The sequence below is a fragment of the Roseomonas sp. USHLN139 genome (assembly GCF_037145735.1).
Taxonomy (GTDB): Bacteria; Pseudomonadota; Alphaproteobacteria; order Acetobacterales; family Acetobacteraceae; genus Pseudoroseomonas.
In genome coordinates this window covers 356969-383021 of the sequence record NZ_JBBCWY010000004.1, presented here as the reverse complement: position 1 = coordinate 383021, position 26053 = coordinate 356969, and the positions used below count along the sequence as shown (strand labels likewise).

The window sequence follows — 26053 nt, the reverse complement described above, 5'->3', positions numbered from 1 at the left end:
GCGCGGCGCGGGCCGGAGCGCCAGACTAGAGGCCCGGCGCCGCCGCGCAATGCCGGGCCAGGGCAGCGGGGCCAGGGCAGCGGGGCCAGGGAAGCGGGGCCAGGGCAGCCGGACCAGCGGCCCCGCGCCGGGCCGCCGGGATCAGGGCAGCTTCGTCGTGTCCGCCGCCTTGAGGATCCCCTTCGGCCGCGCCGCCTTCTCGGCGATGCCGGAGATGCCCTCGCGGCGCTCCAGCTCGGCCCAGACCTCCTCCGGCCGGATGCCGGCATCCACCCAGAGCACCAGCAGGTGATAGACCAGGTCGGCGCTTTCCATGACGGTGCCGCGGCGATTGCCCTGGATCGCCTCGATGACGCATTCCACCGCCTCCTCGCCCAGCTTCTGGGCGACCTTGTCGGTGCCGCGCGCCATCAGCCGCGCGGAATGCGACAGGGTGGTGTCGCCGGACAGGCGGCGCGCCTCGATCGTCTCCCACAGCCGGGTCAGCACGGCGATGTCGCCGGTGGTCGGCACCGAGAGCGGCCGCAGGTGGCGCGCCTCGGCCTTCAGCGTCGCCTTCTTCGCGGCCGCCCCGGCCGGGATGGCGGCGGGCAGCGGCAGCGCGGCCTTGGCCTTCGGCTTGGCCAGCTTCACCTTGGCGCGCAGCTTCACCGCGCCGGCCGGTAGCGCGGTCTCCGCCAGGGCGGCGGTCGCGGCCGTCCCGGCCCCCTTGGCGGCCCCCTTGGCGGCCCCCGTCACCGCCTTCTTCTTGGTCGCAGCCTTGGCCGCCTTCTTCTTCGCCAGCTTCGCCATTCAGGCCACCTTCGCCAGAGGAGCGGGGCGCACCGGCAGCCCGGCCGCGGCCAGCGCCGCCTTGGCCTCGCCGATGCGCATCTCGCCATAGTGGAAGACGCTGGCGGCCAGCAGCCCGGTGGCCCCGGCCTGCGCGCCCTCGATGAAATGCCGCGTCTCGCCGACGCCGCCCGAGGCCACCAGCGGCAGCCGCACCCGGGCGCGCAGCGCGCGCAGCAGGTCGAGGTCGAAGCCGGACTTGGTGCCGTCGCGGTCCATCGAGGTCACCAGCAGCTCACCGGCGCCGAGGCTTTCCATCCGCGTCGCCCAGTCCAGCGCGTCGATCCCCGTCGCGCGGCGGCCGCCATGGGTGAAGATCTCCCATCGGCCGGGGGCGACGGTGCGGGCGTCGATGGCGACGACGATCGCCTGGCTGCCGAAGGCCTGCGCCGCGCGCTGCACCAGCTCGGGATCGCTGACCGCGGCGGAATTGATGCTGGCCTTGTCGGCGCCGGCCAGCAGCAGCTTGCGGACATCCTCGACGCTGCGCACGCCGCCGCCGACGGTCAGCGGGATGAAGACCTCGGCCGCGGTGCGCGAGACCACGTCGTACATGGTGTCGCGGTTCTCATGCGTCGCGCCGATGTCGAGGAAGGTGATCTCGTCGGCGCCCTCGGCGTCATAGGCGCGGGCCTGCTCGACCGGGTCGCCGGCATCGCGCAGCGCCACGAAGTTCACGCCCTTGACGACGCGGCCGTCCTTGACGTCCAGACAGGGGATGACGCGGAGCGCAAGCATGGCGGCGGGCACCTCTCGACCGGGGTGACGGGCACAGCGAAGGCCGTTGGGGGATCAAAGCGGGGCGATGCGCCCGGATCAGGCAGCGGTCAAGAGCAGAAACCGCCCGGGCCGCGCCGGGCGGGAAATTCGCCCGGCGCAACGAAGCCGTCCCCCCGCTCCCGCCCTGCGGCCTATTGCAGCGTCACGCTGACGCTGACCGGCTGCTCCAGCAGGCCGGTATAGGTGGTCGTGTAGGTCCGCCCCGCCTCGGCCGGCACCGCCGGCGAGAAGCCGCCCAGCGAGATCATGTCGCCCGGCTTCAGCGCCAGGCCCCGGCTGGCCAGGTCCTTCACCAGCCAGGGGATGACGTTCAGCGGATGGCCGAGCAGCGCCGTCCCCGGCGCCGTCGCCAGTTCCTTCTCCTCGGTCGCCAGGCGGACGCGCATGCTGCCCAGGCGGGCGGCGAAATCCGGCGTGGCCTCGGGCGTGATCGGCTCGCCCACCACGCCGAGCCGGGCGCCGACGCCGACCGCCAGCAGGTTGGGCCCGTTCATCTGCCGCATCTCGGCCAGCGCCAGATCGGGCAGCTCGATGAAGGGGATCACCTGGTCGATATGGCGCAGGAGGGCGACATGGTCGTCGCCGGCCTGGTTGATGCCGGCATCGCGGACGCGGACGATCAGGTCGGCCTCGACCACCGGCACGGCGCCGAAGGCGGCCGGCAGGCTGGCGCCCGAGCGTGCCCGGACCGTCGCCTCGTAGATCGGCGCCGCCAGCGGATGCGTGGTGCCGAAGCGCTTCTGCGCCGCCTCGTTGGTCAGCCCGACCTTCCAGCCGACCACGGCACCGAGCTTGGCGCTCATCGCCGGGACCAGCTTGCCCTGCGCGCAGAGCCCGTCGGCGAGGGAAAAATTGCCGGTGAAGGCCTGCACCGGGGCGTTGGACAGCAGCGAGGCCGCCATCGCCTGCATCGCCGCCGCATCCGGGCAGGTCGGCGGGTCGGCCGCCAGCACGCTGTGGCTGGCGCCGAGGCTGAGCACGGCGGCGAGCAGGATGCGACGCATCGGGGTTTCCTCGTGGCTGTTGCAGGCAGGATAACCCCCCGCCACCGCCCCTGGCTGCGGTTTTTTCGGCGCGGCCCTCAGGGCAGTGCAGCCCTCAGGGCGGCGCGGCGCCGGCCAGCGCCGCCAGCCGCTGCCAGACCGGGCGCTGCTGCTCGATCAGCCGCGCCAGCTCGCCGCGGCTCCCGCTGACCACCGCCTCGTAGCCCAGCGAGCGCAGCCGCGCGCGGAAATCGGGCGTGGTGGCGGCCAGGCGGATCGCCGCCAGCAGCCGGTCGGCCGCGGCCGCCGGCAGCCCGGCCGGCGCCGCCATGGCGTTCCAGGTCACCAGGTCGAGTTCGCCGAGGCCGAGATCGGCGAAGCTGCCCATCCCCGGCACCCCCGGCAGCGTCGCCAGCGGCCGCGCCGAGGACACCGCCAGCGGCGTCAGCCGGCCCTCGCGCACCAGCGGCAGCAGCGCCGGCATGACGTCGAACATCAGGTCGATCTTGCCGGCTAGCAGGTCCTGGATGGCCGGCCCGCCGCCGCGATAGGGCACATGCGCGATCGCCGCCCCGGTCGCCTGGTTGACCGCGCTGAGGCAGAGATGCGAGGCGGTGCCCTGGCCCGAGGAGCCCAGGCTCACCTTGCCCGGATGCGCCCGCGCCCAGCTGATCAGGGCGCGGAAATCGTCCCAGCCGCGCGCCGCGGCGGTCTCGGCATTGGCCACGCAGAGCAGCGCCCCGGCCGAGACCAGGGTCAGCGGCGTGAAGTCGCGCGCCGGGTCGAAGGGCAGCCGCGGGAAGAGCGCCGGCATGGCGGTCCAGGTGGTCAGGCCCAGCAGGCCGAGGGTGGCGCCATCCGGGGCGGCGCGCGCCACCGCCTCGGCCCCCAGCACGCCGCCATTGCCGGCGCGGTTCTCGACGCTGACCGGCCGGCCCAGCACCGGCGCCAGCCGCTCGGCCAGCAGGCGCGCCAGCAGGTCCAGCGCGCCGCCCGGCGGGAAGGCGACGACGATCGTCAGCGCCGCGGGCAGCTCCGCCCGCGCCGGGGAAGCCGGGAGGAGCGTCGCGGCGGCAAGCCCGGCGAGCGGACGGCGGCCGAGGGGGCGGTCGGTCATGGCGGCTTTCCGGCAAAGGCGTGATCGCCCGTCCAGGCGAGAGGTAGCGGCGCCGCGCGCCTGCCGCCATGCCCGGCCCGGCGCCCGGACAGGATTCCTGACGAGAAAAAGGGCGCCCGGTCTCCCGGACGCCCCCTGTTGCCGACGGCGCGAAGCGGTCGGGCGATCAGTCGAGGCTGGCGCCCGATTCGGCGACCAGCGCCTTCCAGATGGCTTCCTGCGACTTCAGGTACTCGCCATAGGCGGCCGGGCTGCTGTCCACCACGGTGGTGAAGCCGTTCGGCTCCATCTTCTCGCGGAAGGCGGCGGTGTCGACCACGCCGACGATCGCCTTGTGCAGCAGGGCGATGCGGTCGGCGGGCACGCCGGCCGGCACGTTGATGCCGTACCAGGACTGCATGTCGATGCCGGCGGCGGGCAGCAGCTCCTTCATCGCCGGCACGTTCTTCAGGTCGTCCGAGAAGGTCGTGCGCTCGGCCGAGGCGGCGGCCAGCACGCGGATGCGGCCCTCGCGCACATGCGCCATGGACAGCGGGATGACGTCGAACATCATGTCGATGTTGCCGGCCAGCAGGTCCTGCAGCGCCGGCGCGCCACCGCGATACGGCACATGGGTGATGTCGGTGCCGGTCGCCTTGCAGACCTTGGAGATGGTCAGGTGGCTGATCGTGCCGGTGCCCGAGGAGCCCATGGTCAGCTTGCCCGGGTTCTTCTTGGCCGCCTCGATGACGTCCTGGAAGGTCTTGTACGGGCTGTTGGCATTGACCGTCATGTAGACGGTGCCGGTGGTCACGCGGGTCACCGGCGCCAGGTCGGTCATCGGGTCGATCGGCATCGACTTGGCGTAGAGGAACTTGTTCGCCGCCAGGATCGAGGCGGAGCCGAGCAGCAGGGTGTGCCCGTCCTTCTCGGAGCGGGCCGCCTCGGCCGCGCCCAGGTTGCCGCCAGCGCCGCCGCGGTTGTCGACGACAATCGTCTGGCCGAGCACGGGCTGCAGCATCTGCGCCATCAGGCGGCCGGTCATGTCGACCGAGCCGCCGGGCGCGAAGGGCACCACCAGGCGGACGCTACGGGAGGGAAAGCCGGCCTGGGCCCGCGCGACATGCGGCAGGGCCAGGGTCGAGGCGACCGGCAAGGTGGCGGCAGCGCCCAGCAGGGCGCGGCGGCGGATCATGGTCATGGTTTTGGGAGCTCCGGTTGGGTTCCGGGGCGCGTTCTGGACAATCGAACCGGGCAGGGCAAGCCATAAGATGGCGCAAATGTTATCCGTCACAACCCTGTAGCGCAGGGCGATACAACCAGCGCGTGCACCAGAACTGCCGCCGCCACCGAGACATTGAGGCTCTCAACCGCCCCGGAACCGGGCAAAGTGACCCGCGCCGCGCAGGCCGCCTCGGTCTCCGGCCGCACGCCTTGCTCCTCATTGCCCAGCACCAGCGCGATCGGCCGGTCGCGAGGCAATGCTTCCGGCGCAACCCCGCCCCGCGCCACGGCGGCAACCGTCAGGTAGCGTGGGCTCAACCCTTTCAGCACCGGAACCAGCTCCGGGGCGCGGAACAGCGCCAGCGCCTCGAGTCCCCCCTCGCTGGTCCGCCAGGCCGAGTCGGACAAGCCGGCCTGGCGCGGATCGCCCGAGAGCAGCAGCGCCCGGCAGCCGAAGAAGGCCGCCGAGCGCGCGATGGCGCCCAGATTGTGCGGATTGCCGATGCCGTCCAGCACCGGCAGCAGGCCACCGGGCAGCTGCGCCAGCGCGGTCAGTTCCGGCACCGCGCGCGGCGCCGCGACGGCGACGATGCCGCCGTGATGCGTGGTGCCGGCGATCTTCGCGAGCTCGGCCGCCGGGACCTCCCGGTAGGGCTTCCGCGCGCGCGCCATCTGCTGGCAGAAGCCGCCCGCCTCGGCGCGCCGCGATTCCAGGTAGAACAGCCGCAGCACCGCCTGCGGGCGATGCCGGAACGCCGCCGACACGGCCGCCAGCCCACACAGGCGATCAGGCTCAGACTTCATCGCGAAAAACCCCAGAAACAGCTGAAGGGGGCGCTGCCCCCTTCAGACGTCACGCCAGAAGCCGCTGAAGGGGGCTCCGCCCCCTTCAGACTTCCCCGGCCAGGAACCTGAGGTTCCTGGACCTCCCCTCCATTAGCCTGCGGCGGGCTGGCCGACCAAATGCCGGTTGCGCTCGCGCACCGCCGCCGCCGCCTCGTCATACAGGAAGGGCAGGAAGGCGAAGCGCCGGCCCTTGGTCACCGGCTGCGCCTCGTGCAGCAGCGAACAGGAGAAGATCACGGCGCCGCCGGTCGGCGCGCGATAGCGGCGCGGGCCGAATTCCGGGAAGGTCAGCTCGCCGCCCTCGAACTCCTCGGCATTCAGGTTGATCGTCACCGCGAAGCGGCGATGCGCGGTGCCGGCCGTGGTGTTGTCGCGATGCGCCCGGAAATGCCCGCCCTCGGCGGCGTCGTAGCAGGCGACGATATAGCGCTCGATCCGCGTCGCCTCGAACTGGAAGGCCTGGCGCAAGGCCGGCACCAGCCGCGCCACCATGCGGGCGCGCAGCCCCGCCAGCAGCGCCGGATCCTGCAGGCTCAGGTCCGAGCGCCGCTTGTGCGCGCGGTCCTGCACCAGCACCGTCCGCCCGTCGACCTCGCGCATGAAGCCCGAGGCCTCGCCGCCCTGCTGCTCGTAGAGCCCGATCAGGTGGCGGCACAGCGCCGGCTCCAGCACCCGCGGCAGCACCAGCACCGGCGCCGGGACCTCGGCCATGCCGGCATGCTGCGCCGGCGCCGGCAGGCCGGCGAACAGGCCCAGCAGCTGCGCCGCCTGGGCCAGCGGCGCCGCGGCCAGCACGCGCAGCATCGGGTCGAGCAGCAGCAGCCCGCCCTGCCCCGGCTCGAAGCCCAGCGCCGGAAAGGCCTTGCCATCGACATCCGCCAGGATGCGGATGCCCGGCGGCTGGTCGCGCAGCCGCCCCTCGGCCAGGTCGGCGGGATCGGCGGTGATCACGAAGAGCGCGGCATGGCGGTCGTCGAACCGCGCCCGGTGCGGGCCCAGCGCCTGCTCCAGCCCGCGGCCGGCCGCGGCATTCGGCAGGCAGGCCAGCAGCATCCACCGCCCCGCCGCCGAGGCCAGCGTGTAGCGCGGATTCTCGATCCCGCGCAGCACCAGAGGCGGCAGCATCACCCCCAGCCCCAGCCCCAGCCCAACCCCCTGGCCCTGGCCTGGCGTCCGGGAACCCTGCGGCTCTGCCGGCCGCTGCTGTGTCTCGCTCATGCTTCTCCTCCCTGCGCCAGGGCCTGCATCGCCGCCAGCAGCGACGATGGCACCTCGATTCCCTCCGCCGCCGCGGCGGCCGCCAGCCCGTCGCGCCGCGCGCCCGGCAGCCGCACGCCCGCATCCTGCAGCATGGCGCTCACCAATGTCTCCACGCGATCGAGGAAGGCGGCCTGCCCGGCCAGCGCCCCCGGATCCACCGCCAGCAGCGCCTGGCCCAGCCGCGGCCGGTTGCCCTGTTCCTCGAAGAAGCTGTCGGCCTCGAAGCCGAAGGCAGCGCCGGCCAGGGCGACGCAGAGCAGCTCCACCACCATCGCCAGCAGCGCGCCCTTCTCGCCGCCCATCGCCAGCATCGCGCCGCCCATGGCGGCGGCCGCATCGGTGGTCGGCCGGCCCTCGGCATCCAGCGCCCAGCCTTCCGGGATCGGCCTGCCCGCCTTGGCCGCCTGGGCGATGCGGCCGCGCGCCACCTGCGACAGCGCCAGGTCGATCACCAGCGGCGCCGCGTCGCGCCGCGGGAAGGCCGCCGCCACCGGATTGGTGCCGAGCAGCGGCCGCCGCCCGCCCGCCACCGGCATCGCCGCCGGCGAATTGGCGAAGGCCAGCGCCACCAGCCCGCGCTCCGCCAGCCGCCGCACCGGCAGGCCCAGCGCCCCGGCATGGTGGCTGTCGGTGACGCCGATCCAGGCCACGCCGCATTCCGCCGCCCGCGCGATCGCCTCCTGCTCGGCCAGCGCCAGGGCGGGGAAGGCCAGGCCGTTGCGCGCATCGATCAGCGCGGCGCCGCCGCGCGCCGTGCGCAGCACCGGCTCGGCCGTGCCATCGGCCCGGCCCTGCGCCAGGAAGCCGGCATATTGCGGCACGCGGGACAGGCCGTGGCCAGACTGGCCGACCGCCTCGGCCTCGACCAGGGCGCGCGCCGTCGCCGCCGCCATGGCCGGGCTGGCCCCCGCGCCGCGCAGCGCGGCCTGCGCCAGGGTTTCGGCTTCGACGAGGCTAAGGCGCGGCATCGGCTGCTCCGGCGGTGGGGATCGAGCCCCGCTTCTGCGCGATCCCCGCCCCGCCGCCAAGCCCGCCCGCGTCGATTGCCGCCGGCCGGGCGGTGCCTGGGGGGGTTCCCTTCTGCCTGCCGCGGGCGCAGTCTAAGCCTGCTGTTTGTGCAGAGGCGCGGGTCGGGCCCGCCGGCTTCCGGACGGCTTCCCATTGGCAGCATCCTTCAGGATCATCTCATGCTGTTGCTCATTCCCGGACCCGTGCAGACCCGCCCCGACGTGCGGGCCGCCATGGCCGTGGACATCGCCCCCTGGGACCGCGACTTCGCCCCCGAATACATCGCCATCCGCGAGAAGGTGCGCGACCTGGCCGGCGGCAAGGCCGGGATCCATGCCTGCCTGCCGCTGCAGGGCGCCGGCCACTTCATCACCGAGGCCGCCATCCGCACCTTCGTGCCGGTGGGCAGCGGCAAGCTGCTGATCGTGCGCAACGGCGCCTATGCCGACCGCATGGCGCGCCTGGCCGAGGAGGCCGGCCGCACCGTGGTCAACCTGCCGGCGCCGGACACCGGCAGCGTCGACCCGGCGGCGGTCGCCGCCGTGCTGGCCGCGGACCCGACCATCACCCATCTGGGCGTGGTCTATTCCGAGACCGGCAGCGGCCTGGTCAACGACGTGCCGGCGCTGGGCGCGGTGGTGCGCGCCGCCGGCCGCCGCATGATCGTCGACGCCGTCTCGGCCTTCGGCGCCCTGCCCTTCGACCTCTCGGCCCAGCCCGAGGTCGATGCGGTGGTCTTCACCTCGAACAAATGCATCGAGGGGCTGCCCGGCATCGCCTTCGCCGTCTCGCCGATCGAGCGGGTGGTGGCCTGCACCGGCAATGCCGGCTCGTGGTCCTTCGACCTGGCCGATGTCTACCACACCGCGCAGCGCGCCGGCTGGGGCAGCTTCCGCTTCACCCCGCCGGTCCAGGCGCTGCACGCCTTCGGCGTGGCGCTGGACATCTTCCTGGCCGAGGGCGGCCAGCCGGCCCGCCTTGCCCGCTACCGCGAGAACTGCCGCATCCTCTACGAGGGCGCCCAGGCGCTGGGGCTGCGGCCCTATCTCGACTGGGAGCACCAGGGCCCGATCATCGCGCTGTTCCACCAGCCGCAGCATCCGGGCTTCACCCTGCAGGGCTTCGTCGACGCGCTGAAGCGGCGCGGCGTGCTGATCAGCAACTTCTTCAACACCGAGGCGCCGACCATGCGGATCGGCTGCATCGGCCATGTCGGGCCGGACGAGATGCGCTTCGCGCTCGGCGCGATGCGCGGCGCGCTGGAGGAGCTCGGCGTGCTGCAGCGCGCCGCCTGACACCGCTAACCCTGACCGCGTCTGCAGGAAGGGCCGCGCCGGCAGGGCGCGGCCCTTTTCGCTATGCCCCTGGCGGAAAAGCGCAGGACCGGTACCGGAATCGAATCGACAGCTTGGCCTTTTCATGCTGCACTCGCGAACCGGCACAATCCGCAAGATTGCTGTCATTTCCGCGCAACATCGGAAAGGGCCCCGGCATGTCGCTGGCCGAGCGCAAGAACCAGGTACAGCTGATCAAGGACAGCCTGAAGGACCTGCAGGAGTGGAGCGGGCTGCAGCAGGCCGCCCTCCGGGAGCTGGCCGCCGCCAAGGAAGCCCTGAAGAAGGCGCCGCAGGACCCCGCCTCGGCCAAGAGGTACGAGAAGCTCGGCGAGAAGCTGCTGTCGATCATGGAATCGCGCAACCAGCGCGAGGCCTCGCTGATCAGCGCCCGCCGGTTCTTCCGGATCTACGACTGAGCCGCGCCGTCCGGCTCAGCCCACCATCCCCAGCTCGTCCTGCCGCCGCTTGTCCAGCTCCTCGCTGTAGCGGCGCAGCAGGAAGGAGGCCTTGACCAGGCCGAGCAGCTGCGAGGTGTCGCGCTGGTCGACCACCGCCAGCGCCTCGGCGTCCGTCGCGTCGAACAGCGCCATGGCCTGCTTGGCGTTCTGCGCCGGCAGCAGCACCTGGTCCTGCAGATGCACCAGCTGCGCCACCGTCGCCGCCTCGTCCAGCCCCTCGGCATAGGCTTCCGGCACCAGGATCAGCCCGGCATAGCGGTCGGCCGCGTCGAGGGCGACCACATGCGTCACCGAGCCCAGCGGGAATTCGCGGCGGAAGCTGGCCAGCTTGGTGTCCAGCCGCACCGTCCGCACCTCGCGCCGCATCAGCTTGCCCACCGTCAGGTCGCGCAGCCAGCCGATGTCATGCGCGCTGCGGATGCCCTCGCCGCGCAGGTGGAAGCGCCAGGTGGCGAAGGAATAGCCGAACAGCCGCCGCACCGTGGTGCCCGAGGCGATCACCGCCAGCACCACCACGCCGGCGACCGCGAAGCTCTGTGTCGTCTCCAGCGCGATGAAGCTCATCGCCAGCGGCGCGCCGATCACCGCGGTGCCGAAGGCGCTCATGCCGACGATCGCGGCCAGCAGCGGATCGACCGTGATGCCGGCCAGCGCCACCGCCGCCGCCGCCAGCTTGCCCAGCAGGGCGCCCAGCAGCAGCGAGGCGAAGAACAACCCGCCGCGGAAGCCGCTGCCGATCGAGATCGCCGAGGCCAGCGCCTTCAGCAGCATCAGCCCGAGCAGCGGCAGCGCCGCGCCCTCGACCACGAAGGCCAGGTGCAGCGCGCCATGGCCGGCCGAGAGCACCGCCGGCGTCACCAGCGCCAGCCCGCCCACCATCAGCCCGCCCGCCATCGGCCGGAAGGTGCTCCAGGGGATCGCCCGGCGCAGCCCGGCCTCGGCCAGGGTCACGCCGCGCATCAGCGCGATGCCGGCCAGGGCGCAGAGCAGCCCGATCAGCAGGGCGACGCCGGTATCCTGCCAGTCCGGCGAGGCCAGCCCGGCGGCCAGCACCGGCGTGCCGCTGCCCAGCACCCCGGCCACCAGCGTGCCGGCCACCGCCGCCGCCATGACCGGTGCCAGATGGGCGATGGCATAGCTGCCGATCACCAGCTCGAAGGCATAGAAGGCGCCGGTCAAGGGCGCGCCGAAGGCGGCGGCGATGGCGCCGGCCGCGCCGCAGCCGACCAGCACCCGCAGGTCGCCACGCCGCAGCCCGAAGGCCCGCCCCAGCTTCGAGGCGACGCCGCCGCCGAGCTGGGTATAGGCCGCCTCCAGCCCGACCGAGGCGCCGAAGCCATTCGACAGAAGATTCTGGGCGCCGACCACGATGCCGTCCCAGATCGACATGCGGCCGCCATGCAGCGCATTGGCCTCGATCGGATCGATCGGCTGGCGCGGCCGCCAGCGCGCCAGGCCGAGCCCAAGCAGCCCGAGCAGCAGCCCGCCCACCGCCGGCGCCAGCAGCAGCGCCAGCGGGTCGGCGTCGCGCAGCGCCGACAGCCCGTGCTGGCTGTCCGGCCCGAAGATCAGCCAGTGCACGCCGCGCGCCGCCCCGCCGAGCCCGGCCGCCAGCAGCCCGCTGGCCAGCCCGGCCAGCGCGCCCAGCGCCAGGATGCCGAGCTCGCTCTGCCGCACCGCGTCGCGGAAGGAGCCGCCGGCGGTGCGCGCCTGCCACCAGCGGGTCAGCGCGCTCATGCCGCCTCGGCCCAGCCGCAGGCGGCGAAGCCGGCCCGCATCGCCGGCGGCACCGGCGCCTCGGCCTCGATCGGCGGCCAGGTCGGCAGGGCGATGGCACGCGCCAGCAGATGCAGCCCGCCGGTCGCGGGCGTCCCGTAGAAAGGGTCGCCCAGCATCGGCCAGCCCTGCGACGCGCAATGCACCCGCAGCTGGTGGGTGCGGCCGGTCTCCGGGCGCAGCTCCAGCCAGGTCAGGCCCGGGCCGCGGCCCTTCACCCGCCAGCGGGTCAGCGCCGGCTGGCCCTCGGGATGCGTCTCCATCCGCCAGCCGGCGGCCTTGCTGCTGGTCTTGCGCAGCGGCAGGTCGATCCGGCCCGACTGCGCGGCCGGGCCGCCGACCACCACCGCCCAATAGGTCTTCTTCGCGCGGCCCTCGGCGAAGAAGCCGCCGAGCTCGGCCATCGCCGGCCTGGTGCGGCCCAGCACCAGGCAGCCGGCGGTGTCGGTGTCCAGGCGATGCGCGGGCTGCGGCAGGTGGCGCTTGCCCTGGGCCAGCCAGGGCAGGAAGTCCTCCAGGCTGGCGCCGCCGCGCGGGCCGGCATGGACCGGCAGGCCGGCAGGCTTGTCGATCACCAGCACCGCATCGGTCTGGACCAGCACCTTGAGAGGGGCGCCGCCCCTCTCAAACTCTCCCGGCCAGGAACCTGAGGTTCCTGGACCTCCCATCACGCGGCCTTCGGCAGCAGGCGGCTGGTCTTCTCGGCCCAGTCGAAATACAGCGCGCGCGCCTTCTGCGCGACCGGGCCGATCGGCAGGGCCCGGCCTTCGAAGTTGGTGCAGTACTGCACCTTGCCGAAATTGCCGGTGGCGAAGATCTCGTCGGCCTCGCGCAGCATCTGCGGCGTGATGACGCATTCGCGGGTCTCGACGCCGGCGGCCTTCAGCAGGCCCAGCACGCGCGAGCGGGTGATGCCGGCCAGATAGGTGCCGTTCGCCACCGCGGTCATCACCACCCCGTCCTTCACCATCATCAGGTTGGAGGTGGCGAATTCGGCGATATTGCCGTCCGGGTCGCAGACCACGGCATTGTCGTAGCCCTGCTGCCGGGCATAGCCGGCCGCGCGCGCCGAGTTCGGATAGAGGCAGGAGGCCTTGGCATCCGTCGGCGCCATGTCGGAGGCCGGCCGGCGGTAGGGCGCCAGGCAGGCCGAGAAGCCCTTCGACACGTCCGGCATCGGCGAATCATAGACCGAGAGGATGAACTCGGTGCTCTCCGGGTCCGGCTGCGCGGCGCCGATGCCGCGGCGGATGAAGAACATCGGCCGGATATAGAGCTCCGCCTCGGGGCCCATCTTCTCGACGCCCTCGCGGCACAGCGCCTCGATCTGCTCGGCCGTCAGCTTGGCCTTCATGCCCATCGCCTGGGTGCTGCGGATCACCCGCTGGCAGTGCAGGTCCAGGTCCGGCACCAGGCCGCGGATCGCCCGCGCCCCGTCGAACAGGATCGAGCCCAGCCAGAAGGCGTGGTCCATCGGGCCCAGCACCTTGGGCTCCTCGGTCAGCCACTGACCCTCGTGCCAAAACACGCCCGCCATGCTCGTTCCTCCCGCATGCCAAGAAAACCAGAGGCGGAGACTGCCATGCGATGGCAGGCCGGTGAAGCGGCCCGGCACCACGATTTCGCGCTGACGCTCGCCGGCCAATCCCCGATTGTTCCACGTGAAACTCAGGCCACCAGCGCGCCGCCACGGATCTCGCGCAGCAGCTTGCGGCGGATCGCCTGGGCGAAATCGGCATAATCGGCGCAGCTCATGGCGAAGGCGCCGGGGCCGCCGATCACCTCCGCCTCGTAATGCGCCAGCAGGTCCGGCTCCTCGTTCAGCACGGCCAGGCCGTTGATGATGACGCCGGCATCGACTCCGAGATCGCGCACCGGCCCGGGCGGCCGCCCCTGGTTGTGCGCGCCATCCCCCGAGACGTCGAGCGCCAGCCGCGCCGCCTCCGCCGGGCAGGCGGCCAGCAGCGCCAGCGCCGCCACCATCCCCGGGCCGAGCGCGGTGGCGCCGGGCTGCGGCAGGCGCGGGGCATTGTCGATCGCCTCGGCCAGCGCGCCGGCGGCCGCTTCGCCATCGATGCGCATCCAGGGCACCGCCACCTCGGCGCTGCCCGACCAGAACAGCACCGCCACCGCCACGCCGCCCTTCGGCCCGGCGGCGCAGGCCGCGGCGATGTCCGCCTCGCGGAAGGCCGCGGCCAATCCCCCCACCATCAGGCCGAACTCGGCGAAATCGACGCTGGCCGAGACATCGATGGCGAGGCACAGCGCCAGATCGACCGGTTGCATGGCATCTCCCCGACAGCCTGGCGCCGCGATTGAAGCGGCGGGGTCGCATCCTCATCTCCCCTGGCACATCGCGCGGCTCCACGACAGGGCCCCGCCGCTGCCAGAGGATGAGCGCCACAGGATGACGGGCCCCGCATGATCGATGGAGCGACGCTGCCGCAGGGCGGCGACCCGAGGGGTCCTGACGAGGCGGCGCCGATCTCGCGCATCGTGGCCGAGGTGGCCGCCAGCTTCCCCGGCGAGCGCATCACCCTGGGCGAGATGACGGCGGCCTTCGGCGAGCGCAGCTTCGGCCTGATGATCCTGCTGCTCTGCCTGCCCGGCCTGCTGCCCGGCATGGCCAGCGTCTTCGGCCTGCCGATCCTGATCCTCGGCGTGCAGATGGGCATCGGCCTGACCACGCCGCGCCTGCCCGGCTTCATCGCCCGGCGCAGCGTCAAGCGCACCGACCTGCTGCGGCTGGCCGGCGCCTCCTCGCGCTGGCTGCGGCCGGTGGAGCGCTTCCTGAAGCCGCGCCCCGGCTGGTTCACCACCCCCGCCGCCGAGCGCCTCGCCGGCTGGGCCGCCGCCTATGCAGCGCTGATGCTGATCCTGCCCGGCCCCGGCACCAACGGCCCGCCGGCCTTCGGCACCATCGTCATGGCGCTCGGCCTGGTCGAGCAGGACAGCCGCGTCATGGGCATCGGCCTCGGCATCACCATCCTGGGCTGCCTCTTCGCCACCGGGGTGCTGGTGGCGCTCTGCTTCATGGGCGTCGCCGCCTTCCACTGGATGGTCTAGCGCGCCACGCCTGATGAAGATCAGCGCGCCGCGCCGGGCACCCAGAGCGGATCGGCCCCGTCGTTCAGCACGCGCGAGACGACGAAAAGATGGTCCGACAGCCGGTTCAGGTAGCGCAGCGCCACCGGATTGACCGGCTCGGCGGCGGCCAGCGCCACCACCACCCGCTCCGCCCGCCGCACCAGGGTGCGCGCCAGATGCGCCTGGGCGCCGGCCGGCGTGCCGCCCGGCAGCACGAAGGAGCGCAGCGGCGGCAGCGTCGCGTTCATCGCCGCCACCTCCGCCTCCAGCCGGGCGCACTGGCTGTCGGCCATGCGCAGCCGGCCTTCCGCGGCCAGGTCCGGCACGCAGAGATCGGCGCCGAGATCGAACAGGTCGTTCTGGATGCGCGCCAGCATGGCATCCGGCTCGCCCGTGCTGTGCAGCCGCACCAGGCCGATCGCCGCATTGGCCTCGTCCACCGCGCCGATCGCCTCGATGCGCAGGGTGTCCTTCGCCACCCGGCTGCCATCGCCCAGCGAGGTCTGCCCGGCATCGCCGCCGCGCGTCGTGATGATGTCCAGACGGACCATGCAATCGCTCCTCAGAGAACCAGCACGCCCTGGTGCTTCGCCTTGCCCTCGGGCTCGACATGGATGGTGATCACCGCGCTGCCAAGCTCCGCCTTCAGCGCCGCCTCGATGCGGTCGCAGATGTCATGCGCCTCGGCCACCCGCATCTCGCCGGGCACCACCAGGTGGAACTCGACGAAGGTGGTGCTGCCGGCATGGCGGGTGCGCAGGTCATGCGCCTCGATCGCGCCCTGCGCCTCCTGCGACACCAGGCCGCGAATGCGCCCCAGCAGGCCGGGCTCCACCGCCTCGTCCATCAGCCCGCCGACGCTGTCGCGCAGCAGGCTCCAGCCGCTGAACAGGATGTTCACCGCGGTCAGCGCCGCCAGCAGCGGGTCCAGCCACAGGATCCCGGTCAGCGCCACGGCGCCGACGCCGACCACCACGCCGCCGGAGGTCACCACATCGGCCAGCAGGTGCCGGGCATCCGCCAACAGCGCCGGCGAGCGCAGCTTGCGCCCCTCACGGAACAGCAGCGCCGCCCAGCCGCCATTCAGCAGCGTCGCCACCACCGAGATGGCCAGGCCCGGCCCCGGCAGCTCCGGCGCCGAGGGCGCCTGCCAGGCATGCCAGGACTCGTTCAGGATCAGCGCCGCGGCGAGCACGATCAGCACGCCCTCGAGCACGGCGGAAATATACTCGGCCTTGGCATGGCCATAGGGATGGTTGGCGTCCGGCGGCGTGGCCGCCAGCCGCACCGCGATCAGCGCCGCCCCCGCCGCCGCGACATTGACGATGGATTCCAGCGCATCGGCCAGCAGCGCCACGCTGCCGGTCAGCCACCAGGCCAGCGCCTTCAGCCCGAGCACGACCAGCGACACGACCACACTGCCGGCGGCGAGCTTCGTCGCACGGTTCATCCCAACACCATCCTGCGCTTGTCCGGCCCGCTTCATAAGCCAGGGGCGGGGGGGTGCGGAAACTGCAAATCAGCAGGGCTGTGCCGCTTGAGGTAGGCAGGCGGTAGGGAAGGTTCGGGCAGGTCGGGGGAATGAATTCCCCCGAACCCCCTTCTTTTTTCTGATCACCGGCCGTGACATGGCCGGCGCATCAACCAGACCCCATCAGGGCATCGAGAGGGGCCGCCATTTTCATGGAGCCAGCGCGACCTCACAGGTCGCGCTGCCAGTTGGCCGTTTCACGTCCTGTTTCCACGTGGACACGGCAGTCCGAAAGAAAAGGGGAATTCATTCCCCTGGCCTTTTGCTGTCTTCTAAACCGAGAAATACTTCGCCTTCGGATGATGCAGCACGATCGCGCTGGTCGACTGCTCCGGATGCAGCTGCCACTCGTCGCTGATCGACACGCCGATACGGTCGGCGCCCAGCAGCCGCAGCAGCGGCACCTGGTCCTCCAGCCGCGGGCAGGCCGGGTAGCCGAAGGAGTAGCGGCCGCCGCGGTAGCCCTGGGCCAGCATCTTCTCCATGTCGCGGTCGTCGTGCTGGGCGTAGCCGAGCTCGGCGCGGATCCGCTTGTGGACGTATTCGGCCATCGCCTCGGCCATCTCCACCGACAGCCCGTGCAGGTAGAGGTAGTCCTGGTAGCGGTTGCCCTCGAACCAGTCGCGGGCGATGTCGCTGGCCTTCTGGCCGACGGTCACCACCTGCAGGCCGATGACGTCGCGCGCCTCCGGCCCGTCGCCGATGTCGCGCACGAAATCGGCGATGCAGTCGCCATCCGCCTTGGGCTGGCGCGGCAGGGTGAAGCGGCAGGCCTCGGTGACACCGTCCTCCTCGAACAGCACCAGGTCGTTGCCCTGGCCGGCGCATTTCCAGTAGCCGTAGATCGCCTGCGGCCGCAGGATCTTCTCCTGTTCCGCCAGCGACAGCATGCGCTTCAGCACCGGGCGCAGCTCCTGCTTCGCCCAGCCGATGAAGTCGTCCAGGCTGCGGCCCTGCTTCCGGAAGCCCCACTGGAACTGGTAGAGGCTGCGCTCGTTGACGAAGGGCACGATGGCCCTGGGATCGGCCTCGATCACCCGGGCGCCCCAGAAGGGCGGCGCGGGCACCGCCTCCTCGGCGGTCAGGCGGCGGCGGCGCTCCTCGGCATAGCCGACATCGACCGGGGCGAAGCCGCGCGGATCGGCGGTGCCGAGGACGCGGGTGGTGTTGCGCGACTTGCCGGCGCGCTTCGACTGCACCGCGGCCAGGTATTCGTCGAAGCCCGGGCTCATCACCTTGTCCATCAGATGCAGCCCGTCGAAGGCGTCGCGCGCATAGGCGACGCGGCCGCTGGGCTGGCCATCGGCATAGGCGCGGACGCAGTCATCCTCGACGAAGTTGCGGGTCAGCGCGGCGCCGCCCAGCAGCACCGGCACGTCCAGCCCCTGGCGCGCCATCTCCTCCAGGTTCTCGCGCATCACCACGGTGGACTTCACCAGCAGGCCGGACATGCCGATGGCATGCGCCTTGTGCTGGCGGACGGCGGCGACCATGTCGTTCAGCGGCACCTTGATGCCGAGATTGACCACCTTGTAGCCGTTGTTGGTCAGGATGATGTCGACCAGGTTCTTGCCGATGTCGTGCACGTCGCCCTTCACGGTCGCCAGCACGATGGTGCCCTTCTCCTGGCCCTCGATCTTCTCCATGTGCGGCTCGAGATAGGCCACCGCCGCCTTCATGGTCTCGGCCGATTGCAGCACGAAGGGCAGCTGCATCTTGCCGGAACCGAACAGCTCGCCCACCACCTTCATGCCGTCGAGCAGGATGCCGTTGATGATGTCGAGCGGCTTGATCCCCTTGGCCAGGGCATCGGCCAGCTCGTCATCCAGCCCCTTGCGGTCGCCGTCGACGATGCGGTCCTTGAGCCGCCCCTCGACCGTCTCGGCCTTCACCTTCTTGGCCGAATCCGCCGCCTTCCGCCCGGCGAAGATCTCCAGGAATTTCTGCAGCGGGTCGTAATCCTCTGCGCGGCGGTCGAAGATCAGGTCCTCGGCGATCTTCACCTCTTCCGGCGGGATCGAGTGCAGCGGCTTGATCTTCGAGACATGCACGATCGCCCCGGTCATGCCGGCTTTCACCGCATGATCCAGGAAGACGCTGTTCAGCACGTGCCGCGCCGCCGGGTTCAGGCCGAAGGAAATATTCGACAGGCCGAGGATGATCTGGATGTCGGGGAACTTGTCCCGGATCATCCGGATGCCCTCCAGCGTCCACTGGCCGAGCTTGCGGTCGTCCTCGTTGCCGGTGGCGATGGTGAAGGTCAGCGGGTCGATCAGCAGGTCGCTCTGCGCCAGGCCGTGCTTGGTGCAGGCGAAGTCGACCAGCCGCTCGGCGATGCGCAGCTTGTCCTCCGGCGTCTTCGCCATGCCCACCTCGTCGATGGTGAGCGCGATGACCGCGGCGCCGAACTTCTTGGCCAGGACCAGGCGGTCCGTCGCATGGCCCTCGCCATCCTCGAAGTTGATCGAGTTGATGATCGGCTTGCCGCCATGCAGCTTCAGCGCGCTCTCGATCACCGGGGTCTCGGTGCTGTCGATCACCAGCGGCGCGTTGACGCTGGCGGTGAAGCGGCGAACCACCTCGTCCATCTCGGCGCGCTCGTCGCGGCCGACGAAGGCGGTGCAGACGTCCAGGCTGTTCGAGCCCTCGCCCACCTGCTCGCGGCCGATCGAGACGCAGGCATCCCAGTCATGCGCCGCCTGCCGCTCACGCCAGGCCTTGGAGCCATTGGCGTTGCAGCGCTCGCCGATGGAGAAATAGGAATTCTCCTGGCGCAGCGTGGTGGCGCCGTAGAGGCTGGCCACCGCCGGCACCCAGTGCACCTTGCGCGCCACCGGCGCGGGGCGATGGGCGGCGCCACCCAGCCGGCGCAGCATGGCATCCAGCGCCTGGATATGCGGCGTCGAGGTGCCGCAGCAGCCGCCGATCAGGTTCAGCCGGTCCTCGGTGACGAAACGCTCCATCCACACCGCCATCTCCTCGGCGGCGAGCGGGTAGTGCGTCTGGCCGTTGACCAGCTCCGGCAGGCCGGCATTGGGCTGGCAGGAGATCAGCCCGGGCCAGTTCTGCGCCAGGTAGCGGACATGCTCGGCCATTTCCTGCGGGCCGGTCGCGCAGTTCAGCCCGAGCAGCGGCACGTCGAGCGCCTGGATCACGGTCGCGGCGGCGGCGATGTCGGCGCCGACCAGCAGCGTGCCGGTGGTCTCCACCGTCACCTGCACGAAGATCGGCACGTCCTTCCGTGCTTCCTTCAGCGCCGCCTTGGCGGCGTTGACGGCGGCCTTGATGAACAGCGTGTCCTGGTTGGTCTCGGTCAGCAGCGCATCGGCCCCGCCGGCGATCAGCCCGCGGCACTGTTCGGTCAGCGCGGCTTCCAGGGTGTCGTAGTCGATATGGCCGAGGCTGGGCAGCTTGGTGCCCGGCCCGATATCGCCGATCACCCAGCGGTCGCGGCCATCGGCGAAGCTCTCGGCGGCCTCGCGCGCCAGTTCGACCGAGAGCTTGTTGATCTCGAAGGCCTTCGAGCCGAGCTCGAACTCCTCCAGCGTGATCGGCGAGCCGCCGAAGCTGTTGGTCAGCACCATGTCCGACCCGGCCTCGTAATAGCCACGGTGGATCTCGCGCACGAGCTCGGGGCGGGAGAGGCACAGCACCTCGGTGCAGTTCTCCTTGCCCCAGTAATCCTTCTCGACATCCAGGGTGAGCGCCTGGACACGGCTGCCCATGCCGCCGTCACAGAGCAGCACGCGGTCACGAAGCGCTTCCAGCAGGGGCGGACGGGCCATGTCTCGGGGCCTTCTTTCTGTCTCAGAAGTTCAGGGCAGGTTCGGGAAGCGCGGCGACCGGCACCGCCAGGCGCCGGGCCGGCCAGAGCTTGACCGGCAGCACGCCTTCCAGCGTCAGCGATGGCAGCGGCGCGCAGCCGGCCGCCCCCATCCAGCCGGCCATGGCGGCGTCGTCGAAGCCGGGCCAGCGATGCGCGAAGCCGCTCAGCAGCTCGGCCCGGGCATGCGGCGCCAGGTCGACCACCAGCAGCAGCCCCTCGGGCCGCAGCAGCCGCGCCGCCTCGGCCAGCGCGGCGGCCGGGTCCTCGGCATAATGCAGCACCATCTGCAGCGTCGCCGCGTCGAAGCCGCCATCGGGCAGCGGCAGGCGGTACATGTCGGCCAGCCGCACGCTGGCATTGGCGATGCCGCGCTCGCCCAGGCGCGCCCGCGCCAGGGCCAGCATCTCGCGGCTGGCATCCAGCCCCAGCACCGCCTCGGCGCGCGGCGCCAGCAGCTCCAGCAGCCGCCCCGTGCCGGTGCCGATATCGGCGATGCGGCCCAGCCGGCGGGCGCCGAAATGCGCCTCGACCTGGCCGAGCAGCGCCGCCTCGATGGCCGGGCCCGGCAGCTCCAGCGCGCGCATCTCGTCCCAGTCGGCGCCGTCGCGGCGGAAGGCCTCGGAGGCCGCGCGCGCCCGGTCGGCGGCGATGCGGGCGGCGGCGCGGCGGTCGGCGGCGATGGTCAGGTCGTCCTCCGGCAGCCGCGCCAGCATCAGCCGGGCGAGATCGGCATCCGGCGGCAGCTGGAAATAGACATTCGCACCCTCGGGCAGGCGCTCCAGCAGCCCGGCCTCCACCAGCAGCTTCAGATGGCGCGACAGCCGCGGCTGGCTCTGGCCCAGGATGGCGCAGAGCTCGGTCACGCAGAAGGCACCGCGGGCGCAGAGCGCCAGCAGGCGAAGGCGGGTCGGTTCGGCGGCGGCGCGCAGCTGCGCCAACAAGGGCTCCATGGGCTTGCGGATGACATAAAGACTTCTTTATGTCTAGCGTCATGCGCTGGTCCGTCGATGCCCGAACCCCCCTCCGCCTGCTGGACGTGGCCAAGCTGCCGCCCGGCGCCGCCGTGCTGGCCGAGGACGGGGCGCTGCTGCCCCCCGGCCTGGCCGCCGTGGAACGCTTCGCCCCTCCCCCGCCCGGCGGCCATCCGATCGGCTGCGCCTGCTGCATGCCGCGCAGCCAAGCGGCCGTGGCGCTGGACCGGCTGTTCCTGGCGCGCACGCGGGGGACCATCCCGTGGTTCGATGAAGTCATCGCCGTGGCGCATACGCCGGCCGGCGAGGCGACCATCCGGGCGGCGCTGGAAGACAGCGTGGTGGGGAGCAGGTTCAGATTCAGGGAAGAAGCCTGAAGGTCGGGGGAATGAATTCCCCCGAACCCCCATCTTTTTTCTGGGCACCGGCCGTTCGATGACCAGCGCCCTTGCCGGCAGCGACACCAGGGCATCACGGCGGGACGCCATTTCATAAATCAGCGCCCCCTCACAGGTCGCGCTAACAATTGGCCGTTTCACGTCCTGTCACCACGTGGACACGGCAGTCTGACAGAAAAAAGAACGGGCGCGGCGCACTGCGCCGCGGGGGAATTCATTCCCCTGGCCTGCCCCCGACCTTACTTGGCCAGAACCAAAGCCTCCTTCGAGGCCCGGTCGATCTCGTTGCGGTGCCGCGGCAGCGCCCCGGGGTATTCGCGCTGCAGCCAGTCGATCATCTTCTCCCGCACTTCGCAGCGCAGGTCGAAGGCGCGGCCGGCATTGCCGGCGCTGACCAGCATGCGCACCTCCATGGTCTCCTGGCGGAAGTCGGTGACCTGCATGTTCACCACCTTGCCGTCCCAGCGGCTGGAGCTGCGGGCGATCTCCTCCAGCTTCTCGCGCATCTTCGCGATGGGGGCCGAATAGTCGACATAGAGCATCACCGTGCCGATCAGGGCGCTGCCCTCGCGGGTCCAGTTCTGGAAGGGGTGCTCGATGAAATAGGAGAGCGGCAGCACCATGCGGCGCCAGTCCCAGAGGCGGACGACGACATAGGTGGAGGAGATCTCTTCCACATTGCCCCATTCGCCCTCGACGATCACCGCATCCTCCAGCCGGATCGGCTGGGTGATGGCCAGCTGGATGCCGGCGATCAGGTTCTTCAGCAGCGGCTGCAGCGCCAGGCCGACGACCAGGCCGGCGGCGCCCGCCGAGGCCAGCAGCGACACGCCGTATTGCCGGACACCATCGAAGGTCATCAGCGCGACGGCGGTGGTGACCACCACGATCAGCGTCGCGGCCACCCGCTTCAGGATGCGGGACTGGGTGGCGTGCTTGCGCGCCAGCAGGTTGTCCTCGGCCTCCAGCTTGTATTTGCGGAGGTACACGGTGGTCCAGATATGCAGCGCGGTCAGCGCCGCCCAGCCGACGCCACCGATGAACAGCACCAGCAGGATATGGCGCAGCACCGCGGTCTGGCCCGGCGTCAGCGGCGCGATGCCGGCGGCGATGGACAGGCAGAAGACCATCAGCGCCAGCCGGACCGGCCCTTCGGTGCGGCTGACCAGGGAGCGCCAGAACAGCTCGCGCTCGGCCACCAGCCGCGTCAGCCCCCGATACAGCAGCCGGTGCACGCCCAGGGCGATCGCCACCCCGACCGCCAGCACCAGCAGGCTGACCGCCCAGGACGGTGCCCAGGCCAGGGAATTGACCACCTGCTGGCCGACATCGTCGATCTGCTCGAGCATCCCGCCTCCCGCTTTCTGCGCCCTGTCAATGCGAAGCCGGGGGCCGCGTTTCCAGGGGCAGGCACGGTAAGGTGAGGTCAGGCCGCTAGAACGCTGATAAAGGCTCGCTTCGGCAGCGCAGCGAAAAGCCCGCTATTCGGCCGGGGCGTTCTTGTCGCCGGCGCCCAGCGCGCGCTGCATGACCACGACATCCAGCCAGCGGCCGAACTTGAAGCCGGTGGCGCGCAGCAGCCCGACCTGGCGGAAGCCCAGCGACAGGTGCAGCCCGACCGAGCCGACATTCTCCGAATCGCCGATCACCGCGAAGATCTGCCGGAAGCCGGCGGCCTCGGCGCGCTCCAGCAGGGCGGCGACCAGGCTCTTGCCCAGGCCCTGGCCGTGCACGTCGTGGCGGACATGGATCTGGTCCTCGGCCGCGAAACGGGAGGCGGCGCCGTCGCGCATGGTCTGGAAGAAGCCGAAGCCGAGCACCTCGCCCTGCTCCTCGGCCACCAGCCAGGCCCAGCCGGCCTGCTGGATGCGGGCCAGGCGGCGCGCCATCTCGGCCTGGTCAGGCGGCTCGGCCTCGAAGGTGCCGGTGCCGGTCAGGACATGGTGGGCATAGATGGCGGTGATCGCCGGCAGGTCCTGGTCGGTGGCGTCGCGCAGCGGCATGCAGGGTCTCCGGCCGGGGGAAGAGGTCTCGAGGCTTCCCCAGGGGTAAGGGGGCCGGCGGCGGCGGGCAAGGGGGCGGCCGGGGCGCCCCCTCCCCGGGCTTCAGCGCGTGCGCAGCAGTTCCGGCACGTGCAGCAGGATGAACTCGTTGTCGTCGGCGCGCGACAGGTGGCGGCCGGCGCTGAAGGGCAGGTTGTTGTCGTTGGCCACGATGATGTGCTCGGCATCCACCATCGCCACGTCCTCGATGGTGAAGAAGGGGAAGCTGAAGCGGTCGCGCGGGGCGTCGGCCGCCCGGTCGCCGCGCTGGCGGGCCAGGTTCTCGGGGTCCTGGATGGCCATCAGGTCGATATGCGCCAGCTTGGCGACATAGCCCTCGGCATCCACCGCGCCGAGATCGACCAGATAGATCCGCTTGAGGCGCGCCGGGGCGTGGAAGCAGGCCGGCGGCGTGGCCGCGGCGGTCTGGCCGGCCGGGCAGGCCAGCGACGGGTCGCCCTCGCCATTGTCGCGCTCGATCACCAGGGCACGGCGCTCGTCGATGAAGTTGAAGTCGCCGATGGCGGTGGCGCCGGGCTCCAGCCGGTATTTCAGGCTGCGGCCGGTCCAGGCGGCGCGGCCGGTGTCGAACTCGATCAGGCGCAGGAAGGCGCCTTCCGGGCGGCCCTCGGCGGTCAGCACCGGCTTCTCCAGCAGCGCCCAGAGGCGGCTGCCATCGGGCAGCATGGCCATGCCCTCATAACCGCCGGAGCGCTGCGACTGGAAGGCGACGCCGGCGGTGGGGCTGGCCGGCACCTGCAGCGCCGGGTGGTCGGGGCTGCGGATGGCGCGGCCTTCCAGCGTGGTCTCGACCACCTGCTGCACGCGGCCCTGCATGTCGACGCGGATCAGGAAGGGGCCGAACTCCTCGCCGATCCAGAAGCCGCCCTGGTCCGGGATCGGCTGGATGCTCTCGGGGTCGAAGTCGCTGCCGGTCAGGTAGCGGGCATCGCTGCCCTCATGGGCGAGGCGGAAGGGCACGCGGCGGTCCGGGTCGGACAGGAAGACGGTCTGCTCGACGGCGACCTGGCCGCTGCGGAAATCCGGCCGCACCTTGTGGAACATCAGCAGCGCGTCGCCGCTGTTGCGCTTGGTCCCGAAGCCGTTGTCGGTCAGCACCCAATAGGCGCCGGGCTCGCCCTGCACCGGCTTGATGCCGGAGAAGCCCTGCACCGGCTGGCCGATGAACGGCAGCGCAATACCGGTGGGGCGGCCTTCGGGGGCCGGGCCGGTGGTGCCGGGGAGGCTGCCCGGGCGGTCGACGCGGCCCTCGGGACCGGTGAACTTGCCCGAGACCATGGCGTCGCGCGGCGCATCCGCCGGCGGCAGGGCCATGGTGAAGGCGGGGAGGACGGCATGGCCAGCGAGGCGCGCCGGCAGCTGCTGGTCGGCGAAGGCGGTGCCCCCCAACCCGAGCAGGGCCGTGGCGGCGAGCAGGAAGGCGCGCATGGTGGAGGATTCCTTCAGGACGTCAAGGATGACGCGGCTGTTAGAATCCCCGTGTTGCGCCGGCTTGACGGCTTGATGACGAAATCGCGGAACCGACTACCGGGCGACGCTGTCGGCCATGGTGGCGCCGCGCCGGCCCATCCGCTGCTCCGGCCCCGTGGTGGTGTCGCGGGCGGTCTGGTGCTCCATCTCGGCATTCAGCTCGGCGCCGACCAGGACGATGATGGCGGAGAGCCAGATCCAGGTCATGAAGCCGATGACCGCCCCGAGCGAGCCATAGGTCGCGTCGTAATTGCCGAAGGAGCCGACATACCAGGAGAAGCCGGCCGAGAGGATCGCCCAGGCGACCGCGGCGAAGACGCCGCCCCAGCTGACCCAGCGCCAGCGCGCCTTCTCGCGGCTGGGGCCGAAGCGGTAGAGCGTCGCCAGCAGCCCGGTGATGCAGGCCAGCAGCAGCGGCCAGCGCGACAGGCGCAGCAGCCATTCGGTGCTGCTCTCCAGACCCGCGAAGCGCAGCACCACCGGCAGCACGACGATCGAGCTCATCGCCAGGATGATGAAGAGCAGCGCCCCCAGGGTGAAGCCCAGGGTGATGACGGTGCGCCAGATGAAGCTGCGCTTCTCCTTTTCCTCGTAGACGATGTTCAGCGCGTCGAACATCGCCTTGGTGCCCTGGTTGGCCGACCAGAGCGCGACGCCGAGGCCGGCGATGGCGCCGAAGCCCAGCTTGGCCGGCTCGCCGCTGGTCAGCCGCTTCAGCTGCTCGTCCAGGATGTTCAGCCCGCCCTCGGGCACGAAGCCGGCGAGCTGCTGCAGATGGGTGGCGACCGTCGCCGGATCGGCGAACAGCCCGTAGATCGAGACCAACGCGGTCAGCGCCGGGAACACCGAGAGCAGGGCATAGAAGGTGATGCCCGCCGCCTCGGTCATCACCCGGTCCTCATTGGCCTCCAGGGCGGTGCGCTTCAGGATGCTCCACCAGCCGCGGGCCGGGATCTGCGCCGGGCTGCGCGCCCGGTGGCCCTCGGTCCCGGACTGACCCGGCGCCACCGCCGGACTGCCTTCCGGCGCCAGGCCGTCGGGCAGCAGCGAATCGTCGGAGGGCGCGGCGGGTCTTCTGGTGCTGGACATCGGCCGTGATCCTGGGCGA

At 71.7% G+C, this 26053-nt stretch carries 24 protein-coding genes; 4 read left to right on the top strand and 20 right to left on the bottom strand.

Translation table 11 applies throughout. The annotated features are described in order from the left end of the window. Positions 1 to 141 precede the first annotated feature (141 nt). From WFI16_RS14580 to WFI16_RS14545, 8 genes are all read right to left on the bottom strand, one after another. The gene (locus WFI16_RS14580) at positions 142 to 792 is read right to left on the bottom strand and encodes a phosphoribosyl-ATP diphosphatase (protein ID WP_442970695.1); all 651 of its coding nucleotides are present in this window, start codon (positions 790 to 792) and stop codon (positions 142 to 144) included. Next, positions 793 to 1569 carry an imidazole glycerol phosphate synthase subunit HisF gene (hisF, locus tag WFI16_RS14575; protein ID WP_419898535.1) on the bottom strand — a complete coding sequence of 259 codons (777 nt, stop codon included), beginning with the start codon at positions 1567 to 1569 and terminating at the stop codon, positions 793 to 795. 173 nt (positions 1570 to 1742) lie between these two features. Further along, positions 1743 to 2615 (bottom strand): 2-keto-4-pentenoate hydratase, encoded by an 873-nt coding sequence (locus tag WFI16_RS14570; protein WP_419898534.1) that lies wholly within the window; start codon positions 2613 to 2615, stop codon positions 1743 to 1745. 94 nt (positions 2616 to 2709) lie between these two features. Next, positions 2710 to 3711 carry a Bug family tripartite tricarboxylate transporter substrate binding protein gene (locus WFI16_RS14565; RefSeq protein ID WP_419898533.1) on the bottom strand — a complete coding sequence of 334 codons (1002 nt, stop codon included), beginning with the start codon at positions 3709 to 3711 and terminating at the stop codon, positions 2710 to 2712. Between the two features lie 166 nt (positions 3712 to 3877). Next, positions 3878 to 4891 (bottom strand): Bug family tripartite tricarboxylate transporter substrate binding protein, encoded by a 1014-nt coding sequence (locus WFI16_RS14560; RefSeq protein ID WP_419898532.1) that lies wholly within the window; start codon positions 4889 to 4891, stop codon positions 3878 to 3880. 89 nt (positions 4892 to 4980) lie between these two features. Further along, positions 4981 to 5718: a TrmH family RNA methyltransferase gene (locus WFI16_RS14555; RefSeq protein ID WP_419898531.1), complete on the bottom strand. Its 738-nt coding sequence runs from the start codon at positions 5716 to 5718 to the stop codon at positions 4981 to 4983. A gap of 132 nt (positions 5719 to 5850) precedes the next feature. Beyond that, positions 5851 to 6978, bottom strand: coding sequence for a 2OG-Fe(II) oxygenase (locus tag WFI16_RS14550; RefSeq protein ID WP_419898530.1), 1128 nt, complete (start codon positions 6976 to 6978; stop codon positions 5851 to 5853). Then, positions 6975 to 7988: an Ldh family oxidoreductase gene (locus WFI16_RS14545; protein WP_419898529.1), complete on the bottom strand. Its 1014-nt coding sequence runs from the start codon at positions 7986 to 7988 to the stop codon at positions 6975 to 6977. The genes WFI16_RS14550 and WFI16_RS14545 overlap by 4 nt, the downstream gene beginning before the upstream one ends. A 219-nt stretch (positions 7989 to 8207) precedes the next feature. Between WFI16_RS14545 and WFI16_RS14540 the strand changes: the two genes are divergently transcribed. Next, the gene (locus WFI16_RS14540) at positions 8208 to 9323 is read left to right on the top strand and encodes a 2-aminoethylphosphonate--pyruvate transaminase (RefSeq protein ID WP_419898528.1); all 1116 of its coding nucleotides are present in this window, start codon (positions 8208 to 8210) and stop codon (positions 9321 to 9323) included. Positions 9324 to 9520: 197 nt separating this feature from the next. After that, a complete protein-coding gene (locus tag WFI16_RS14535; protein WP_419898527.1) occupies positions 9521 to 9781 on the top strand; it encodes a hypothetical protein in 261 nt (86 codons plus the stop codon). Between the two features lie 15 nt (positions 9782 to 9796). On the opposite strand, the gene WFI16_RS14530 is transcribed toward WFI16_RS14535, so the two are convergent. From WFI16_RS14530 to WFI16_RS14515, 4 genes are all read right to left on the bottom strand, one after another. Then, positions 9797 to 11560: a chloride channel protein gene (locus WFI16_RS14530; protein ID WP_419898526.1), complete on the bottom strand. Its 1764-nt coding sequence runs from the start codon at positions 11558 to 11560 to the stop codon at positions 9797 to 9799. Beyond that, positions 11557 to 12267: an RluA family pseudouridine synthase gene (locus tag WFI16_RS14525; protein WP_442970694.1), complete on the bottom strand. Its 711-nt coding sequence runs from the start codon at positions 12265 to 12267 to the stop codon at positions 11557 to 11559. The genes WFI16_RS14530 and WFI16_RS14525 overlap by 4 nt, the downstream gene beginning before the upstream one ends. After that, complete coding sequence (locus WFI16_RS14520; protein WP_419898524.1) at positions 12267 to 13136, bottom strand: branched-chain amino acid aminotransferase; 870 nt, start codon at positions 13134 to 13136, stop codon at positions 12267 to 12269. The genes WFI16_RS14525 and WFI16_RS14520 overlap by 1 nt, the downstream gene beginning before the upstream one ends. 131 nt (positions 13137 to 13267) lie before the next feature. Beyond that, on the bottom strand, positions 13268 to 13885 hold the full coding sequence (locus WFI16_RS14515) for a DUF1194 domain-containing protein (RefSeq protein ID WP_419898523.1): 618 nt from the start codon (positions 13883 to 13885) through the stop codon (positions 13268 to 13270). A 135-nt stretch (positions 13886 to 14020) separates the two neighbouring features. Between WFI16_RS14515 and WFI16_RS14510 the strand changes: the two genes are divergently transcribed. Continuing rightward, complete coding sequence (locus WFI16_RS14510; RefSeq protein WP_419898522.1) at positions 14021 to 14665, top strand: exopolysaccharide biosynthesis protein; 645 nt, start codon at positions 14021 to 14023, stop codon at positions 14663 to 14665. A gap of 20 nt (positions 14666 to 14685) precedes the next feature. Here the strand turns inward: WFI16_RS14510 and WFI16_RS14505 are convergent, their stop codons facing one another. From WFI16_RS14505 to WFI16_RS14490, 4 genes are all read right to left on the bottom strand, one after another. Beyond that, positions 14686 to 15237, bottom strand: coding sequence for a cob(I)yrinic acid a,c-diamide adenosyltransferase (locus tag WFI16_RS14505; protein WP_419898521.1), 552 nt, complete (start codon positions 15235 to 15237; stop codon positions 14686 to 14688). An 11-nt stretch (positions 15238 to 15248) separates the two neighbouring features. Further along, positions 15249 to 16136: a cation diffusion facilitator family transporter gene (locus tag WFI16_RS14500; protein WP_419898520.1), complete on the bottom strand. Its 888-nt coding sequence runs from the start codon at positions 16134 to 16136 to the stop codon at positions 15249 to 15251. Positions 16137 to 16489: 353 nt separating this feature from the next. Continuing rightward, positions 16490 to 20002, bottom strand: coding sequence for a methionine synthase (gene metH, locus WFI16_RS14495; RefSeq protein WP_419898519.1), 3513 nt, complete (start codon positions 20000 to 20002; stop codon positions 16490 to 16492). Between the two features lie 22 nt (positions 20003 to 20024). Continuing rightward, a complete protein-coding gene (locus tag WFI16_RS14490) occupies positions 20025 to 20981 on the bottom strand; it encodes an ArsR/SmtB family transcription factor (protein ID WP_419898518.1) in 957 nt (318 codons plus the stop codon). A gap of 41 nt (positions 20982 to 21022) precedes the next feature. Here WFI16_RS14490 and WFI16_RS14485 point away from each other — a divergent pair, with 41 nt between their 5' ends. Then, positions 21023 to 21391 (top strand): hypothetical protein, encoded by a 369-nt coding sequence (locus tag WFI16_RS14485; protein WP_419898517.1) that lies wholly within the window; start codon positions 21023 to 21025, stop codon positions 21389 to 21391. Between the two features lie 260 nt (positions 21392 to 21651). On the opposite strand, the gene WFI16_RS14480 is transcribed toward WFI16_RS14485, so the two are convergent. The 4 genes from WFI16_RS14480 to WFI16_RS14465 form a co-directional block, all read right to left on the bottom strand. Beyond that, positions 21652 to 22761, bottom strand: a complete 1110-nt coding sequence (locus WFI16_RS14480) for a mechanosensitive ion channel family protein (RefSeq protein ID WP_419898516.1) — start codon at positions 22759 to 22761, stop codon at positions 21652 to 21654. 132 nt (positions 22762 to 22893) lie between these two features. Beyond that, entirely contained in the window at positions 22894 to 23415 is a 522-nt protein-coding gene (locus tag WFI16_RS14475; protein WP_419898515.1) for a GNAT family N-acetyltransferase, read from the bottom strand. A 102-nt stretch (positions 23416 to 23517) separates the two neighbouring features. Further along, positions 23518 to 24903, bottom strand: a complete 1386-nt coding sequence (locus tag WFI16_RS14470) for an esterase-like activity of phytase family protein (RefSeq protein WP_419898514.1) — start codon at positions 24901 to 24903, stop codon at positions 23518 to 23520. Between the two features lie 96 nt (positions 24904 to 24999). Next, a complete protein-coding gene (locus WFI16_RS14465; protein WP_419898513.1) occupies positions 25000 to 26034 on the bottom strand; it encodes a YihY/virulence factor BrkB family protein in 1035 nt (344 codons plus the stop codon). Between the last annotated feature and the right edge of the window lie 19 nt (positions 26035 to 26053).